We start from the raw sequence: 15,478 nt of genomic DNA on the forward strand, positions 1-15,478 counted from the left end.
CCAAGTGAAATCTCGGTAACAATGGATGACATGACTACCGACACGGAAGCCGGCCAGTGCCGTAAGACGCCTGGCCGGCCCCGTGACGCCCGGGCCGACGACGCGATCCTCGAGGCCGTGATTGCCCTGCTCAGCTCCGGCCAGAGCGCCGCCGCCATGTCGATGGAGGCGGTGGCGGCGAAGGCCGGGGTGGGCAAGGCGACGCTCTACCGGCGCTGGCCCAACAAGGAGACGCTGCTCGTCGACGCGATGCTGCGGATGAAGGGCCCGCCGCCGGTCCCGCGGGGCACGTCGCTGCGGGAGGATCTCATCCTGCTCGCGACCAGGCCCATCGGCAAGGACAACGAGAAGCACACCCGGGCGACGGCCTGCCTGCTTCCCGAGATCGCCAAGAACCCGGAGCTGTATGACGTCTGGCAGCGCGTCACCGAGCCCCGCCGCAACGTCACCCGCGAGGTGCTGCGCCGCGGTATCGAAACGGGCGAGCTGCGGGCGGACCTCGACGTCGAGCTGACCACGCTGATGCTCAGTGCCCCGTCGATGGCGCAGAACCTGTTCCACTTCAACCCCGCGGTGCCGGCCGAGGGGCTCGCCGAGAAGCTCGTCGACGCGATCCTGCGCGGGGCTGCTGCCTGACCCCGGAGCAGGGCGGCTGTCCTGCTCCGGGCGTCCCCCCAAGGTTGTTACCGGGCCATGAGCGTGCGCAGGGCCTTGACCACCGTGGCCGGATCTTGTTCCGCCATGAAGTGGCCGCTGGTGACGGTGTCGTGCGTGAGGCCGGGTGCCCAGGCGCGCCACACCGCGGCGGCGTCATAGCCGAGCGCGGCACCCCAGTCCTGCTGCAGCACGGTCACGGGCATGCGGAGTTCGGTGCCCGTGTCCCGGGAGGCCTGGTCCTCCTCGATGTCGATCCGCGCGGACGCCCGGTAATCGGCGACGATCGACGGCACCGCCTCGCGGGACGCCCGCAGATACTCGGCGCGGACCTCCGGCGGGATCGAGGCGGGGTCGTTCGTCCACGCGTCCAGGAAGTACGCGAAGAAGTCGTCCGGGGCCGCACCGATCATCCGCTCCGGGAGGCCCGGCGGCTGGGCCATGAGGTACAGGTGGAACGCGACGGCCGCGTTCACGCCGTGCAGCACGCCCCACATGTCGAGGGTCGGCACGACGTCCAGGATCGCCAGGTGGCTGATCGCTTCCGGGTGGTCCAGGCCGGCGCGGAAGGCCACCAGGGCACCGCGGTCGTGCCCGGCGAGCGCGAACCGGTCATGGCCGAGCTCCCTGGCCAGCGCGACGATGTCCGCGGCCATCGTCGACTTGGCGTACGCCGTACCGTCGAGATCCTGAGGCTTGTCGCTCGCGCCATAACCGCGCAGGTCCGGGCAGATGACGGTGTGGTCGGCGGCGAGGTCGGCCGCCACGTGCCGCCACATCAGGTGGGTCTGGGGAAAACCGTGCAGCAGCACGACGGGGGAGCCCGACCCGCCGACGACGGCGTGCAGGGACACCCCGCCGGCTACGGGGACGGTGACTCGGTCGAATCCGGTGAACGTGGTCATGCGGCCCAGCCTGCGCGCGGGCGATGAGTGGCGGATGAGCAGCGGATGAGTGCCGGCTCCTACGATGGTGACTTGAGCGCGATGACATTCAGGGTGCTCGGGACGGTCGGCGCGGTCAGCGCGGGCGGCCCCGTGGCGCTCCGGGGTGCGCGGCCGCGGGCGGTGCTGGCGCGGCTGCTGATCGCGCGGGGGCGGGTCGTGTCCGTCGACCGGCTCGTGGAGGACCTCTGGGAGACACCGCCGGACGCCCCGGTCGCGGCCATCCGGACGTTCGTCGCGGATCTGCGCCGGGCCCTGGAACCGGACCGCGTTCCCCGGCAGCCCGCATCGTTGCTGGTCACGGTCCCGCCCGGCTATCTGCTGCGGGTCGCGCCCGATGCGGTCGACGCCTGGCTCTTCGAGCGTCTGGTCACCACGTCCTCCTCTGCCGGGGATCCCGGGGAGGTGCTCGGCAGGCTGGAGGAGGGGCTTGCGCTCTGGGCGGGTCCGCCTTTCGCCGAGTACGCCGACCGGGGCTGGGCGCGCGCCGAGATCGACCGTCTCGACGAGCTGCGGCTGCTCGCCGTTGAGCGGCGGGCCGCGGCGTTGATGGCGCTGGGGCGTGCCGCTGAGGCTGTTGCGGGGTTGCAGGCGCAGGTGGGGGAGCGGCCGTTGCGGGAGGATGCGTGGCATCTGCTCGCTACGGCGCTGTATCGGTGCGGGCGGCAGGGTGAGGCGCTCGGTGCGCTGCGGCAGGCCCGCGAGGTACTGGTCACGGAGCTGGGCGTCGATCCGGGGCCGCGGCTCAAGCAGCTCGAGGCCGACGTGCTCGCCCAGGCGCCGTACCTTTCGGGGCCGCATCGTGCCGGGGCGTCTGCACACTCATCGCCGTCTTTTGCTGAGCAGCCTGCTGAACAGCCTGCTGGGCGGTCTGATGGGCGGGCTGATTCAGGGCGGCGGTTTGTCGGGCGGCGGGGTGAGCTGGCGGGGCTGATGGCTGCTGCCGGCGAGGCCGAAGTGCGTGGCCGGCCGGTGCTTGCGCTGGTCGGTGGGGAGGCGGGCGCGGGGAAGACCGCCCTGGCCGAGGCGTTCGCGCGCGAGCTCGCCGGGAGTGGCTGGGTGACCGTCTGGGGGCGCAGCCCGGAACATGAGGGCGCATCCGTTGTCTGGCCGTGGGTGCGGGGCGAGCGGCTGACCGGCGGGAGCAAGCCGGTGCTGCTGATCGCCGATGACCTGCACCGGGCCGATGGTGACAGTCTTGACCTGCTGACCGGGTTGCTCGATGACCCTGATGAGGGTGCGGCGCTGGTGGTCGGCACCTATCGGGAACACGAGGTCGGACAGGGGCTGGGCAGGGCGCTGGCGAGGTTCGCGAAGGCCGAGCCGGTGCGGGTGCGGCTCGGCGGGCTCAGTGAGGAGGAGACCGGTGCGCTGGTCGGGAACGTCGGCGGGGAGGCGGCGCGGACGATCCACCGTCGCAGTGGGGGCAACCCGTTCTTCGCGCGGGAACTGGCCCGGTTGCACGCGTCGGGGGCGGAGATCGGGGACATTCCTGACGGCGTCCGCGATGTGATCCGGCACCGCCTCACCCGGCTCCCGGACCCCGCGCAGGACGTGCTGCGGCGGGCGGCCGTGCTCGGGCGCGATGTGGACCCCGAGGTGCTGGGCGGGTTCGCGGGCGTGGACGTGCTGGATTCGCTGGACGCGGCGTTGCGGGCGGGGTTCCTGAGCGAGTCTGCGGGGGCGGTCCGGTTCACGCACATCCTGGTGCGGGACACGCTCTACGACGACCTGTCCGCGTTGCGCCGGGGCCGATGGCACGCGGATGCCGCCGGGGTCCTCGAAAAGGTGCGCCCGGACGATCACGCCGCGCTGGCACACCATTTCGCACACGCCGCAGGGGCCGACGCCCTGGTGAAGGCCGCACGCTACTCGCGGTCGGCGGCGGAACGCGCAGAGGCGCGCAGCAACCCGCACGAGGCCGCAAGACTGTGGCGCCAATCCCTCGCGACCCACGACCGAGCAGCCGCCGACCGAGCAGCCGCCGACCGGGCGGGTGGCGATCGGGCGGGCAGCGATCGGGCGGGTGGCGGCCTGGGGCGGGAGCGGTTGACTGCCGTTATGGGGCTGGGGCGGGCGCTCGCGGTGATCGGGCACCTTGACCAGACGCGTGTGTTGCGGGCGCAGGCGATCAGTGACGCGGCCGGGATGCGGGACCGGGATCTGCTCGCTCATGTGCTGACCGCGTTCGACGTGCCCGCGATCTGGCCGCGCAACGATGATCAGGAGCTGTCCGCCCGGATCGTGGCGGCGGTCGGGAGCGCACTGCCGGGAGCACCGGATGCGTTGCGCAGCCGGCTGCTCAGCACCCTCGCGCTCGAGCTGCGCGGAGACACCGGCAGCCGAGGCCGGGAGGCCGCGGTCGAGGCCGAGCGACTAGCCCGGGAGAGCGGCGATCCGGCACTGCTCGCACCGGCGCTCAACGCACGGTTCATGCACACGTTCGAGCAGCCGGGCCAGGCCTCCGCACGCGCGGCTGTCGGCGTGGAGCTGACGGCGCTCGCCGCGGCGCACGGGCTGGTGGTCTTCGAGGTGCTCGGCCGGCTCATCCAGCTGCAGTCGGCGTGCGCGCTGGGCGACTTCGCGGCGGCGGATCAGCACGCCGCCGCGGCGGATCGGCTCGCCGGCGATTACGACCTGCCGATGGTCGGGGTGTTCACCTCGCTCTACAGTGCGCTCCGCGGCGATCGGGACGTGGTTGCGTACCGTCAAGCTTGTGCGCAGCTGGCCGGGGCGCACATGCCTGGAGTGGCGGACGGCCTGCTGGGCCTGATTCTGGTGTCCGTGGGTGAGGCGCCCGAGGGCGGGCTGGGGCCGTATGAGCCCTGGGCGCGGCCGGGTCTGCTGCTCGCGGCGGGGAAGCGCGCCGAGGCGGCCGAAGCTCTGCGTGCCCTGCCGGAGTCTCCGCACGACCTGCTGTGGGAGGCGCGGCTCTGGCTGGCGGCGCGGGCGGCGATCGACCTCGGCGCCCGCGACGTCATGGCGCAGCTCTACGAGACGTTGCTCCCGGCCGCGGGTGAGACGGCCGGGGCACAGAGCGGGATCCTGTCGTTCGGCCCGGTCGACGCCATTCTCGGTGAGCTGTCCCGGTCGATCAGGAGTCGAGCGTGATTGCCGTGATGAGGACGATGAGCAGCGCGACCGGAATGGCGAGCCCGATGATGGTCATGGGACGCAGCAGCAGGCGTTTCCCCGGATTCATCGGCGGGCGGCTGGGGCCGAACGGATTGGGCTGCGGGACGCCGAGATTGGCGACCTTGCCCCGTTTGACCAGATTGATCAGGACGGTGATCGGGGTGATGATGAACGACGCCCAGCCGTACCAGCCCTGCACCAGAGTGCGGGACGTCATGGAACGGAAGGTTGCCAGGCCGCAGTCGCGGCAGAACGGGCCTTCCGCGCTGAGGAAACGCATGAAGATGATGAATCCCTGGTGCCCGCGGAACGTCACCGGGGCCGCGGGCACGCTTCCGCACATGCGGCAGGCCGTGACCGCGAAATGGCCGTTCGGCACCTGCGCCTGCTGAGCGGCATAAGGCGCTTCCGAATAGGGCGCGGGGGTGTGCGGGACAGCCGCGGGTGCAGCTGCGCCGAAGTCGGTCGGTGCGCCGTAGAGCAGCTCAGGCTGGGGCTGCGCGGGGGGAACGGGGTGGGACACGAACTCACCTCAGGAATCGATGCGGGGGCGGAGCTGCGTCAGGTTAATGGGTCGCGACGCGTTCCGCAGCCCCGATTTCCATTCCGGCGTTCCGCAGCCGGGTCACGAGGGCGTCGCCGATTCCCGTTGCCGGGGTGAGCACGCCGCCCGGTGACGGGGGCAGAGCGTCGCGGTCCAGGGCGAGCGCCAGCGCCGATTCGCCGAGCATGACGGCCGTGGCGGCGTACCCGGGATCGCCCTTCGCCTTGAATCGTGCGGAGAAACGGGCGCCGGTCGTTGTCGTGGTGAAGATGTCCATCGTGAAATGGCCCTTGCGGCGGGCGCTCTCCGACGGGCCGTCGCCCGGTTTCGCCAGGATGCGGTCCAGGACGATCCGCGTGGGCCGCAGGGCGAGACCGGCCATCAGCGCGCCCAGGCCGATTGTCGTGGCGGCTGCGCGAACCGGCGACAACGGCCCGGTGCCCGTGCTGATCGTCTCGCGATATCGGAAACCGCGACCGTACGCATAACCGCGCAACGCATTGCTACGCCGCACGATCCGCGTGTTGTACGACGCCATGACAAACGGCGCGAGCGTGCCCCGCAACGCAGGATCCACATCCCGGGCGGCGACCGTGACGATGTCCTCCTGCCGGCCGAGGTCCGGCTCGGCATCCCGGTCCGGCGTGAGCGAATACGGACTGGCCGCGATCCGCCTCGCCGCACGATCGGCCCGCACGGTGTCGAGCTGGGTGCGCATCGAGTCGATCGTGCCGCCGCTCGCGCCGCCTTTCATGCTCGTGACGACCAGCGTCGTGCCGGTCAGCTCACCCGCGCCGGCCTCGGTGACCGCCGCGTGCAGAACGTGCACGCCGATGTCGGACGGGATCGAGTCGAACCCGCACGAGTGGACGATCCGCGCACCCGTCTTCGAAGCGAGCTCGTGGTTGTCGTCGATGCTCCGCCGGACGAACAGCACCTCGCCGCTCAGGTCGGCGTAGTCGGTGCCCGCCTGCGCGCACGCGTGCACGAGCGCGTGGCCGTACTTCGCGTAGGGCCCGGCCGCGCTGATCACGACCCGGGCGGACGCGGCCAGCCCGGCCAGCGCCGCGGCGTCCATCGCGTCGGCGACGATGACCGGCCAGTCCACGCCCAGCCTGGCGCGCACCGCGGCCAGGCGCTCGGGTGACCGGCCGGCCAGCGCGATCCGCGTTCCCGCCGGGGCGTGCGCGGCCAGATGCCCGGCGACGAGCACCCCGGCGAAGCCGGTGGCGCCGTAGACGACGATGTCGTGATCCCTCATCGCCTGATTGTGGACGTGCCCGCCACCCGGGGCAATCAGGCCGCTGGATCGCGCAGGCCCACGCAGTCGAGATCCCAGAACGTCGATGAGTAGACGAGCGTCCCGGTCATCCACGGCTCGTACGCCGTGAGCCGCACGACCTGGAACGCGGCGTCGGGGATGCGCAGCGACGGCTTGCGGAACCCGAGGTCGCCACCGGGGGTGAACCCCGAGCGCGGGTAGTAGCCCGGATCGCCCTCCAGGAACACGAGCGGAACACCCATGGCGTCCATCCGGGCGAGCCCGTCACGGATGAGTGCCCTGCCCAACCCCTTTCGCTGGTACGCCGGACGCACCGCGAGCGGGCTCAGCACCTGCACGTCCACGAGCCGCCGTGGCGCGTCGAGCAGGCTCCTGCTGAACATCACGTGCCCGGCGACCTCGCCCTCTTCCACCGCCACGAGCGACCCCGCCTCCACCGCCACGAGCGAGACAGCGTCCGGATCGTCCCGGCGCAGGGCATCGACCAGCTCGGCGACCACCGCGCCCTCGCGCCCGAACGCCTGCCGGACAATGTCGAGCACCACGTCGTGCTCATCGTCGTTCTCGGGCCGTATGTCCATGGACGCGGACGCTAACCGCCGGCCGGGCCACCCACCATCGGTTTAAGCCCGAGTCAGCCGTCAGATGCCCGAGCCCGGTCCGGTCCGGCCTGGTCCGGTCCTGTCCGGCCCCGTGATCAGTTCCCCGGCGACGGTGGCCATGAGTTCGCCGACGGTGCCGGCATGCCGGTGCAGGTCGCGCAGCAGGGATTCGGTGCCGGGGCCGGCGGGGTGGTGCTCGAGGTCGGCGCAGGTGGCGGCGAGGTTTCCGGCGCCGAGCGTCGCCGAGGATCCCTTGAGGCCGTGGGCGAGGCGGGCCAGGACGTCGTTGTTGCCGGCCGCCGCGGCCTCGTCGATCTCGTGCAGCACCCGGGGCAGGCGGACGGCGAACGCGTCGAGGATCCCGGCCACCTGAAGCCGCTGCGAGGCCGAGCCGCCGGCGAGGGCGGCCGCCCGTTCCCGGATGGCGTCGACGTCGTCGTGAGCGGGGGCGGGGGCCGGGACGCCGGTGAGGATCGCGTCGAGCTGGGGTTCCTGCAGGGGTTTGACCAGGAAGTCGTCCATGCCGGAGCGCAGGCCCGCCGAGTGCTGCTCGACCATGGCGTTCGCGGTCAGGGCCACGATGCGCGGTGCGCCGTGCGGCGGGGGATCGGCGCGGATCCGGGCGGTCGCCTCCAGGCCGTCCATCACGGGCATCTGGACATCCATCAGCACCAGGTCGTACGCGGTGGCCGCGACCGCCTCGACCGCAGCGGCCCCGGTGGCCACGATGTCGACCCGGTGGCCCCGGCGGGTGAGCATCAGCTGGGCCACGCGCTGGTTCACCGGGTTGTCCTCGGCGAGCAGGATGTGCAGCGAGCGATGCGGAGCCTGCCCGTCGCCGAGGGTCTTTCGCAGCGCGTGGTGCAGCAACCGCGGGCGTACCGGCCGGGTGAGGGTGAGTCGCAGCGGGCTGTCCTCCGCGCCGTCGTCGTCCGGTGCCGCCGGGTGGTCGCTCAGGGCGATGGTGGGGATCTTCGACGTGTACGCGGACAGCTGCCCGGCGGTCTCCTCATCGGTGACCACGAGGCTGATCGCCCGTTCCGACAGCAGATCGACCGCCTCCGCCACCGAGCCGGCCGTCACGAACGGTATGCGCCAGCCGTGCATCCGGTCGGTGAGCTGATCCCGGTCCCTGCTGAGCACCAGGATCGTCGTACCGGGCGTCCGCGGTTCCTCGATCCCGGGGCTGTCGCCGACGGTGACGGTGACCGTGAACGTCGAACCCTCGCCGGGCACGCTGGTGACGGTGATGTCGCCGTCCATCGCCTCGGCGAGCCGCCGGCTGATCACCAGGCCCAGGCCGGTCCCCTCGTACGTGCGGGTCGTCGACGCGTCCACCTGGCTGAACGGGCGGAAGAGGCGGTCCACGCGGTCCGCGGCGATGCCGATACCCGTGTCGCGCACGGCGATCCGCAGGCCGTACCGCCCGGGTTGCGCCACCGGGTCGGGCACGACGGCGACCCCGACCGTGACCGAGCCGTGGTCGGTGAACTTGACCGCGTTGCCGAGCAGGTTCACGAGGATCTGCCGGATGCGCGTCTCGTCGCCGGCGACCACGGCGGGACAGTCCGGGGCGAACTCGCTGTGCAGGTCGAGCCCCTTCGCGTCCGCGGTCAGCGCGACCAGGTTCATCGCGTTGCGGACACAGTCACGCAGGACGAACGGGCGCTCGTGCAGCGTGAGCTCGCCCGCCTCGATCTTGGAGAAGTCGAGCACGTCGTTGATGATCACGAGCAGGGACTCGCCGCTCGCCCGGACGGTCTCGACCAGTTCGCGCTGCTCGGCGTCGAGCTCGGTGTCCATCAGCAGGCCCGTCATGCCGATCACGGCGTTCATCGGGGTCCGGATCTCGTGGCTCATCGTCGCCAGGAACGCCGACTTCGCCGCGGTGGCGGCCAGCGCCTCGTCGCGGGCGGTGGCCATCGCCGTCATCGACGCGTTCACCGCGCGGGCCATCTGCTCCAGCTCGAGGGGGCCGGAGACCTCCGCGCGCCGGGTCAGGTCGCCCTCGATCACCCGCTGGGCGGCGGCCGTCACCCGCCGGGCGGGCGTGGTGATGCGCCGGGTGATCACCCGGGCGCCGATCGCCACCAGCACGAACGTGCCGATCGAGACCCAGAGGATGAGGGTACGGGTGTGCCGGGCGCTGCGATCCCCGGCTTCCTGACGCTCCCTGATCCGGGAGAACTCCTCGAAGGTCAAGCTGTTGGCGAGCTTGCGAAGATCTGTCATGTTGCTCTGGCCGACGGGCAGGGCGAACTGCTCATCCGCGAGCGTCTGGATCTGCAGCACGCGGGCATGCTGGCCGGGGCTGTCGCGGGTCGCGCCCAGGAGCACTCTGATGCTGGCCGCGACCTCGCGACCGGCATCGCGGTACTCGCCCGGGGTGATGTCGCGCGTCCCGGCCTTCTGAATGGCCCCGTTGAGCATGCCGAGTCCCTCCGGCATGGCGTCCGCGGCGGGGAACGGGCCGCGGTCCTGCAGCAGGGTGCCGATCCGGGCGTACGCGCTGATGCCGACCACCGCCAGCGCCGCCAGGGCGAGCAGGAACCCCGCCGCCAACATCCGCCCCACGGTCCACCGGAAAGCCCGCACGAGGCTACTCTACGTAGTGAAACGCGTACGCAAGGCTGCATTGAGCGGGGGACCGGATGACGTCCGTGCTGGTGGTCGATGACGACCCGGTGATGCTGCAGGTCGTCGAGACCGTGCTGCGCTCGGGTGGCATCGACGTGGCGACCGAGACGACGGGCCGGGCCGGGCTGCGCGCCGCGCACGACGCGCCACCGGACTGCGCTGTCGTGGACGTGACGATGCCGGACATGACCGGCCTGGACGTGTGCCGAGCGCTGCGGGACGACGTCGAGACGGCGGACATCCCGATCATCCTGCTGACCGGGCGCGGGCAGTGGCTCGACGTGGCCTCGGGGTTCGACGCGGGCGCCGACGACTATCTGGTGAAACCGTTCAGCCCGCAGGACCTGCTGAACCGGGTGTCGGCTCTGACGGGCTGAGCGGTGGGGAAGGATCGGCGGCCGGGAGGCGTACGGTCAGCGCGTTCTCCTCGATGCCCACCGTGCCGTCGTGCCGGCCGACGATCGCGCGGGCGAGCATCAGCGCGGTGGCGTTCCCGCGCCGGCCGGTGCTCGTGAAGAGCTGGTCCGCCGCGCTGTCCGGCGGCAGCGGCAGGGAGATCCGCCACTGGTCGCCGAGGCGGGTGGCGTCCAGTTCGACGGGGGTGCCGGCGCCGGTGATCGCCTGGACGGCGGCGGTCAGGCGGATGAGGGCGCCGGGGAGGCGTACGGGATCAGCCAGGACCGAGCCCCCGCCCGCCGTGACCGTCACCCGGGTTCCGGGGTGTGCCGCCCGCACCTCACCGAGAAGATCCGCCACGTCCACGTGCTGGCGGGTGAGCTCGATGGTGCCGTTCTCGATCCCGCTGATCAGCACGATCTCGTCGGTGACCGCCGTCAGCCGGTCGAGGTTGCGCGAGATCCCCCGCACCGCGTCGGTGGTCAGCGCGTCCCCCAGGTCCTCCGGCAGGAACTCGGCCATCGACCGGGCCGCGGCCAGGGGCGTGCGCAGTTCGTGCAGCAGGGCGCTGACGAGCTCGGTCTTGGTGGCGACGAGCTCGGCGAGGGCCCGGTTGTGTTCCCGCAGCCGCCGCCGGATCCGGGCATCGGCGCTGAGATCCGTGATGGTCGCGGCCCGCAGGTCGCCGACGACGTGCCAGGCGCCCTGGAGGAGGCGGTCCCCGGGCAGCGGCCAGCGGTGGGACCGTTCGGAGTCCTCGGCCCACAGCGCCGCCGCCTGCCGGAACGGGTCGAGCGTCGCCAGCGCGGAGACGTCCAGCCCGGTCAGGTCGGTCCCGGCGGGGGCACCGAACGCCGTGAGCAGGGCGGGGTTCGCCATGATGATCCGGCCGCCGGGGTCGGTGACGAGTACACCGGTCGTCACGACGCCGAGAAGCAGGGCCGCATCCACCCGTTGATGATCGCAACCCGGTGCCGGTGATGCGGGGCTAATGGGCATCACGCGCCGATGCGGGGCCGGTGACGCCGGCTGAGCTACCAGGAACGGCCGAGGAAGCTGCGGCGGTAGCGGATGATCAGCCGGCCCGCGGCCTGGCGGCCGGTGATGATGAAATGGATGCCCTCGGCGTGGATCGAGGGGACGGTGCGCTGGACCACCGAGCCCGCCACCAGGTCGACGTGGTCGGCGTCGGCGGAGGCGCCCGCGGGCAGGACCAGGACCGTGGTGCCCGCGTAGACCTGCAGCTCGATCTCGACCGTAGGGTGCGCGATCACGGCCTCGGTGAAATTGAGTCTGGCGCTGCCCGCTTTCGCGCTGATCAGCAGGCGGCGGGGAACGACCCAGCGCCCCTTGCGTTTCAGTGACGCCGCCGTCGTGCGCAACTCGAGGAAGTCGGGGACCTTGATGGCGATCGGGCCGCCCGGCAGATCCGCGAGGTGCGGGGAGACCTCGCCGTACGTGCGGGCCGCCAGGATCAGCGCGAGGCGTTCGTCGTACTCCTCGAGGGTGAGGCGGCCGTCGTCGAGGGCTGTGCGGAGGCGGCCGGCGGCTCGTTCGCGGTCGGCGCTGGAGATCCGCCATTCCGGCGGCTGGGGTGACAGGTCCGAACTCACGACTTCACTCTAGGCGAGTCACCGGGCTGCACCGGGATGGCCGACAGGTCGAACTTTCCCCGCGGCAGGCCCTGGCTGTCGAAGAGCTCCACCAGGTGGATCTGCGCGATCTGCGGGTCGCTGAGGTCCACTGTGCCCTCCCCGCGGACCGTCACGATCTCGTCGCCGGCGGGCGGGGCCAGGTGCGTCCCCCGCTCCCGGGGCGGATCCCACTCCGGGGGCAGCACCGCGAGCGCGGCGCGGAAGCCGGTCGTGCGCAGGGCCGGGTCGAACGGGCCCAGATAGCCCGCGAGCGCCGCCATCAGGGGCGGATCGAGCAGCGCCGCGCTCGACGGCAGGGTCGCGATCCGGTAAGAGGCCGCGCTGCCGTCCGCGCGGGGATCGAGGACCAGGAAGAAGACCAGGCGTTCCAGGAAACCGGGCTTGGGCTCCCCGCCGAGCATGACCGGGACGCTGTCGAACTGCCAGCCGTGGCGCAGGAGCTCGTCGGCCAGGCGCTCCCGGGGCTCGTCCTGGGTGGGCTCGGCGAGCAGCGCGGCGATCGCGGCGCGCACCGACCGGCGGGCGAGGACCTCGTCGAGCCCGGCCCGGTCGTCGCGGGCGACGAAGCGGTTGACGACCACGACATGGGCCGGGTCGGCCGCCGGGAGGCTCAGCTTGCCGGCCATCGCGGTCAGCAACTCCGCGCGGCGGGTCGAGGCGTCGAGCGACCCGCGCTCCCACTCCGGGGTGAGGTGCAGGTCGTCGTGCCCGGGCATGAACGGGTCGTCCGCCAGGGTGATCGACGGCGAGGACACCTCGGGGCCGTCCGGGGTGTCGGTCACCGTCACGCGGATGTCGGCGAGCGGGCGCACGGGGGTGAGCAGGAGCTGCTCGCGGACCTTGCGCAGCTGGCGGCCGGTGACCGCGGTGAGGACGTACGGCCAGAGCAGGAAGTTGACCTGTTCCCCGAGCACCAGCGGCGCCCAGCCCTCGGCGGAGTCCTTGAGCACGTCGCTCGCATCCTCGGGCGCGATCTCTCCGGTGATCCAGAAATCGTCGGACACGCCGCCGGTCTCGATGCTGCGGTGCACGAGAAGCCAGCCGCCCGAGCTGCCGTGCGGCACCCAGACATAGCGCGTCGTCACTGTTCTTGACTCGCTGTGCCCGCTCATCCGGCCTCCTGCAGAACATCGCTCAGTCGGCGCAGAGTACTGCAAATCTCCAGGTACGGACGCCAAGTGTTCGTGATCCGACGCAACCATTCGTCCAGAGGGGTGCCCGCTCTACGGTGGAGGCGGCGCAATGGGGCGCGGGCCGGGAGGACATATGCGGATCAGCGACGTACTCCACAACAAGGGTGGCCGGGACCAAGGTGGCCGGGTGGTCACCGTGACTCCTCAGACGACGGTGCAGGAGTTGCTCACCACACTCGCCGAGCACGGCATCGGCGCCGCCGTGGTGTCGGCGGACGGGCAGGCCATCGCCGGGATCGTCAGCGAGCGGGACATCGTGCGGGCGCTGGCCGGCCGGGGTGCCGCCGTGCTGACCGAGCCGGTGTCCGCGATCGCGACCGCCCGGGTCTTCACGGTCGGCCCGGACGCCGACGTCGCCGATGTCGAGAAGCTGATGACCGAGCACCGTTTCCGGCACGTGCCCGTCGTGGCCGGCGACGCGCTCACCGGCATCGTCAGCATCGGCGACGTCGTCAAGAAGCGGATCACCGAGCTCGAGGTCGAGAAATCCGCCCTCACGGGCTACATCACCGGCGAGCGCGCGGGCTGACGCCTACGCGGTGGTGGCGATGCCGCCGTCGACAGGGATCACCGCGCCCGTCAGGTAGGCGCCTGCCCGGCTGGCGAGAAACACGGTGACACCCGCCATGTCGTCGTCGCGGCCGATCCGGCGTAGCGGGGCTGCCGCCGCGATCGCCTCGCCGAACTCATCGAGGGTCGCCGCCATCATCGTCGACGGGAACGGTCCCGGCGCGACGGCGTTCACGGTGACGTGCTGCGGCCCCAATTCTCGGGCGAGGTGTCTGGTGAGCTGATGGAGCGCGGCCTTGCTGCTGGAGTACGAGTAGTTGGGCCGGTGGGGAATGTGGATGGCGGCGATGCTGCCGATGTTGATGATCCGCGCGGGATCGTCGGCGGTGCCGGCCTTGCGAAGCGTGGGCAGCAGTGCCTGGATCAGCCAGAACGGCGACTTCAGGTTCAGGTCGACGACCGTGTCCCAGGCCGCGTCCGGGAACGTCTCCAGCGGCTCGTCCCACAGGGCGCCCGCGTTGTTGACCAGGATGTCGAGGGGCTCCTCGCCGGCGGTGACGACCTCGGACAGCCGCCGGCACCCGTCGTGGCGGGACAGGTCGGCGGGGATGGCCAGCACGTCCCCGAATGCCGACAGCTGTTCCTGCGCCTGAGCGCACGCTTCCGCGCTGCGTGAGCTGATGACCACGCGCACGCCCGCCTGGAGAAGGCCCCGCGCGATCATCATCCCGATGCCTCTGGTGCCACCGGTGACGAGCGCGCGCTTGCCACTCAGATCGAAAAGTTCCGCATGCGTTGTGAATTGGTTGACCACCACGTGGCGCCTCTCTCGTTGTCGAGTGCGTCTACGAGAACCCGGATCGTGGGCGGGCGGGAGTCACCGCTCTTCCGGGTAACGGCAGTACCTCCCGGCGCGCCACCGCACGACCTACGGTGGTGATGTGACCGGGAGCGGGAGGCGCGAGCGGGCCGGGGAGGTGCGGGAGTTCCTCAGCATTCGTCGCGCCCGAATCACGCCCCAGCAGGCAGGGCTGCCCGTCTTCGGTGGCAATCGACGGGTGACGGGGCTGCGCCGGGAAGAGGTCGCGCTGCTGGCCGGGATGAGCATCGACTACTACATCCGCCTCGAGCGCGGGAACCTGAGCGGCGCCTCGGACTCGGTCCTGGACTCCCTGTCCCACGCACTTCAGCTCGATGATGCCGAGCGGGCCTACCTCTACGACCTGGCCCGCGCGGTCACCGCGTCCGACCGCCGGCGACCCGCTGCGACCGGGCGGATCCGGCCGGTGGTTCTGCGGATGCTCGACGCGATGACCGACCTCCCGGCCTACATCCGCAACGGGCGGTTCGACATCCTCGCCGCCAACTCGCTCGGCCGGGCTCTGTACGCCCCGGTCTACGATTCCCCGTTGTTCGCGCAGCGTGGTCCGGTCAACACCGCGCGATTCCTGTTCCTCGATCCTGGTTCCGCCGATTTCTGGCCCGAGCGGGAGAAGGCCGCCGCCGACTCGGTCGCCTTCCTGCGCACCGAGACCGGCCGCTCGCCGCACGACAGGGGCCTGACGGATCTGATCGGCGAGCTCTGCACCAGGAGCGACGAGTTCGCCCGGCGGTGGGCCAGGCACGACGTGAAGTTCCAGCACTCGGGTGTGAAGCGGCTCCACCACCCGCTCGCCGGGGACCTGGCCCTGCCCTACGAAGCCCTCGATCTGCCCGCCGACCCCGGGCTCCGGATCACCGTCTACTCGCCCGGGCCCGGCTCACCCGAACGCCAGGCACTCGATCTCCTGGCCGGCTGGACCGGCTCGACGGCACTCGAGCGCTGACGGTCAGACGCGCCCCAGCCGGTCGCTTCAGCCGGGTCGCTTCAGCCGGGTCGCTTCAGCCGGGTCGCTTCAGCCGGGTCGCTTCAGCCGGGTCGCTTCA

The 15,478-nt window shown here is 71.7% G+C and carries 14 protein-coding genes; 5 read left to right on the plus strand and 9 right to left on the minus strand.

The window, feature by feature from the left end:
- Window positions 1–30: 30 nt before the first annotated feature.
- Window positions 31–636 carry a TetR/AcrR family transcriptional regulator gene (locus tag Ahu01nite_RS07720; RefSeq protein WP_239158697.1) on the plus strand — a complete coding sequence of 202 codons (606 nt, stop codon included), beginning with the start codon at window positions 31–33 and terminating at the stop codon, window positions 634–636.
- Window positions 637–683: 47 nt separating this feature from the next.
- Here Ahu01nite_RS07720 and Ahu01nite_RS07725 read toward each other — a convergent pair whose 3' ends face one another.
- The gene (locus Ahu01nite_RS07725; RefSeq protein ID WP_203835732.1) at window positions 684–1,559 is read right to left on the minus strand and encodes an alpha/beta fold hydrolase; all 876 of its coding nucleotides are present in this window, start codon (window positions 1,557–1,559) and stop codon (window positions 684–686) included.
- A gap of 81 nt (window positions 1,560–1,640) precedes the next feature.
- Here Ahu01nite_RS07725 and Ahu01nite_RS07730 point away from each other — a divergent pair, with 81 nt between their 5' ends.
- On the plus strand, window positions 1,641–4,709 hold the full coding sequence (locus Ahu01nite_RS07730; RefSeq protein ID WP_203835741.1) for an ATP-binding protein: 3,069 nt from the start codon (window positions 1,641–1,643) through the stop codon (window positions 4,707–4,709).
- Here Ahu01nite_RS07730 and Ahu01nite_RS07735 read toward each other — a convergent pair.
- From Ahu01nite_RS07735 to Ahu01nite_RS50250, 4 genes are read right to left on the minus strand one after another with little or no spacing between them, the layout of a single operon-like run.
- A complete protein-coding gene (locus tag Ahu01nite_RS07735; RefSeq protein ID WP_203835733.1) occupies window positions 4,693–5,256 on the minus strand; it encodes a hypothetical protein in 564 nt (187 codons plus the stop codon). The two genes, Ahu01nite_RS07730 and Ahu01nite_RS07735, sit on opposite strands and share 17 nt — an antisense overlap.
- A gap of 43 nt (window positions 5,257–5,299) precedes the next feature.
- Window positions 5,300–6,538, minus strand: a complete 1,239-nt coding sequence (locus Ahu01nite_RS07740) for a saccharopine dehydrogenase family protein (RefSeq protein ID WP_203835734.1) — start codon at window positions 6,536–6,538, stop codon at window positions 5,300–5,302.
- Window positions 6,539–6,573: 35 nt separating this feature from the next.
- Window positions 6,574–7,140 (minus strand): GNAT family N-acetyltransferase, encoded by a 567-nt coding sequence (locus Ahu01nite_RS07745; protein WP_203835735.1) that lies wholly within the window; start codon window positions 7,138–7,140, stop codon window positions 6,574–6,576.
- Between the two features lie 60 nt (window positions 7,141–7,200).
- Window positions 7,201–9,726 carry an ATP-binding protein gene (locus Ahu01nite_RS50250; RefSeq protein ID WP_438874761.1) on the minus strand — a complete coding sequence of 842 codons (2,526 nt, stop codon included), beginning with the start codon at window positions 9,724–9,726 and terminating at the stop codon, window positions 7,201–7,203.
- A gap of 86 nt (window positions 9,727–9,812) precedes the next feature.
- Here Ahu01nite_RS50250 and Ahu01nite_RS07755 point away from each other — a divergent pair, with 86 nt between their 5' ends.
- Complete coding sequence (locus Ahu01nite_RS07755) at window positions 9,813–10,175, plus strand: response regulator transcription factor (RefSeq protein ID WP_203835736.1); 363 nt, start codon at window positions 9,813–9,815, stop codon at window positions 10,173–10,175.
- On the opposite strand, the gene Ahu01nite_RS07760 is transcribed toward Ahu01nite_RS07755, so the two are convergent.
- From Ahu01nite_RS07760 to Ahu01nite_RS07770, 3 genes are all read right to left on the minus strand, one after another.
- Window positions 10,129–11,145 (minus strand): sensor histidine kinase, encoded by a 1,017-nt coding sequence (locus Ahu01nite_RS07760; protein ID WP_239158699.1) that lies wholly within the window; start codon window positions 11,143–11,145, stop codon window positions 10,129–10,131. The two genes, Ahu01nite_RS07755 and Ahu01nite_RS07760, sit on opposite strands and share 47 nt — an antisense overlap.
- An 83-nt stretch (window positions 11,146–11,228) precedes the next feature.
- The gene (locus tag Ahu01nite_RS07765; RefSeq protein WP_203835737.1) at window positions 11,229–11,807 is read right to left on the minus strand and encodes a DUF1707 SHOCT-like domain-containing protein; all 579 of its coding nucleotides are present in this window, start codon (window positions 11,805–11,807) and stop codon (window positions 11,229–11,231) included.
- A complete protein-coding gene (locus Ahu01nite_RS07770) occupies window positions 11,804–12,934 on the minus strand; it encodes a hypothetical protein (protein ID WP_203835738.1) in 1,131 nt (376 codons plus the stop codon). Before Ahu01nite_RS07770 ends, Ahu01nite_RS07765 begins: the two co-directional genes overlap by 4 nt.
- A gap of 181 nt (window positions 12,935–13,115) precedes the next feature.
- Here Ahu01nite_RS07770 and Ahu01nite_RS07775 point away from each other — a divergent pair, with 181 nt between their 5' ends.
- Entirely contained in the window at window positions 13,116–13,571 is a 456-nt protein-coding gene (locus tag Ahu01nite_RS07775; protein WP_203835739.1) for a CBS domain-containing protein, read from the plus strand.
- Window positions 13,572–13,574: 3 nt separating this feature from the next.
- Here Ahu01nite_RS07775 and Ahu01nite_RS07780 read toward each other — a convergent pair whose 3' ends face one another.
- A complete protein-coding gene (locus Ahu01nite_RS07780) occupies window positions 13,575–14,369 on the minus strand; it encodes an SDR family oxidoreductase (protein ID WP_203835740.1) in 795 nt (264 codons plus the stop codon).
- 124 nt (window positions 14,370–14,493) lie between these two features.
- On the opposite strand from Ahu01nite_RS07780, the gene Ahu01nite_RS07785 reads away from it, so the two are divergent.
- Window positions 14,494–15,378, plus strand: coding sequence for a helix-turn-helix transcriptional regulator (locus tag Ahu01nite_RS07785; protein ID WP_239158700.1), 885 nt, complete (start codon window positions 14,494–14,496; stop codon window positions 15,376–15,378).
- The last annotated feature ends 100 nt before the right edge of the window (window positions 15,379–15,478 follow it).

Source organism: Winogradskya humida (genome assembly GCF_016862215.1).
Lineage (GTDB): Bacteria > Actinomycetota > Actinomycetes > Mycobacteriales > Micromonosporaceae > Actinoplanes > Actinoplanes humidus.

What these genes read in the sequence shown, in the direction of transcription:
- Ahu01nite_RS07720 (WP_239158697.1), top strand. Translation starts at nt 31, where the DNA reads ATGACTACCGACACGGAAGCCGGCCAGTGCCGTAAGACGCCTGGCCGG.
- Ahu01nite_RS07725 (WP_203835732.1), bottom strand. Translation starts at nt 1,559, where the DNA reads ATGACCACGTTCACCGGATTCGACCGAGTCACCGTCCCCGTAGCCGGC.
- Ahu01nite_RS07730 (WP_203835741.1), top strand. Translation starts at nt 1,641, where the DNA reads ATGACATTCAGGGTGCTCGGGACGGTCGGCGCGGTCAGCGCGGGCGGC.
- Ahu01nite_RS07740 (WP_203835734.1), bottom strand. Translation starts at nt 6,538, where the DNA reads ATGAGGGATCACGACATCGTCGTCTACGGCGCCACCGGCTTCGCCGGG.
- Ahu01nite_RS07745 (WP_203835735.1), bottom strand. Translation starts at nt 7,140, where the DNA reads ATGGACATACGGCCCGAGAACGACGATGAGCACGACGTGGTGCTCGAC.
- Ahu01nite_RS50250 (WP_438874761.1), bottom strand. Translation starts at nt 9,726, where the DNA reads ATGTTGGCGGCGGGGTTCCTGCTCGCCCTGGCGGCGCTGGCGGTGGTC.
- Ahu01nite_RS07755 (WP_203835736.1), top strand. Translation starts at nt 9,813, where the DNA reads ATGACGTCCGTGCTGGTGGTCGATGACGACCCGGTGATGCTGCAGGTC.
- Ahu01nite_RS07775 (WP_203835739.1), top strand. Translation starts at nt 13,116, where the DNA reads ATGCGGATCAGCGACGTACTCCACAACAAGGGTGGCCGGGACCAAGGT.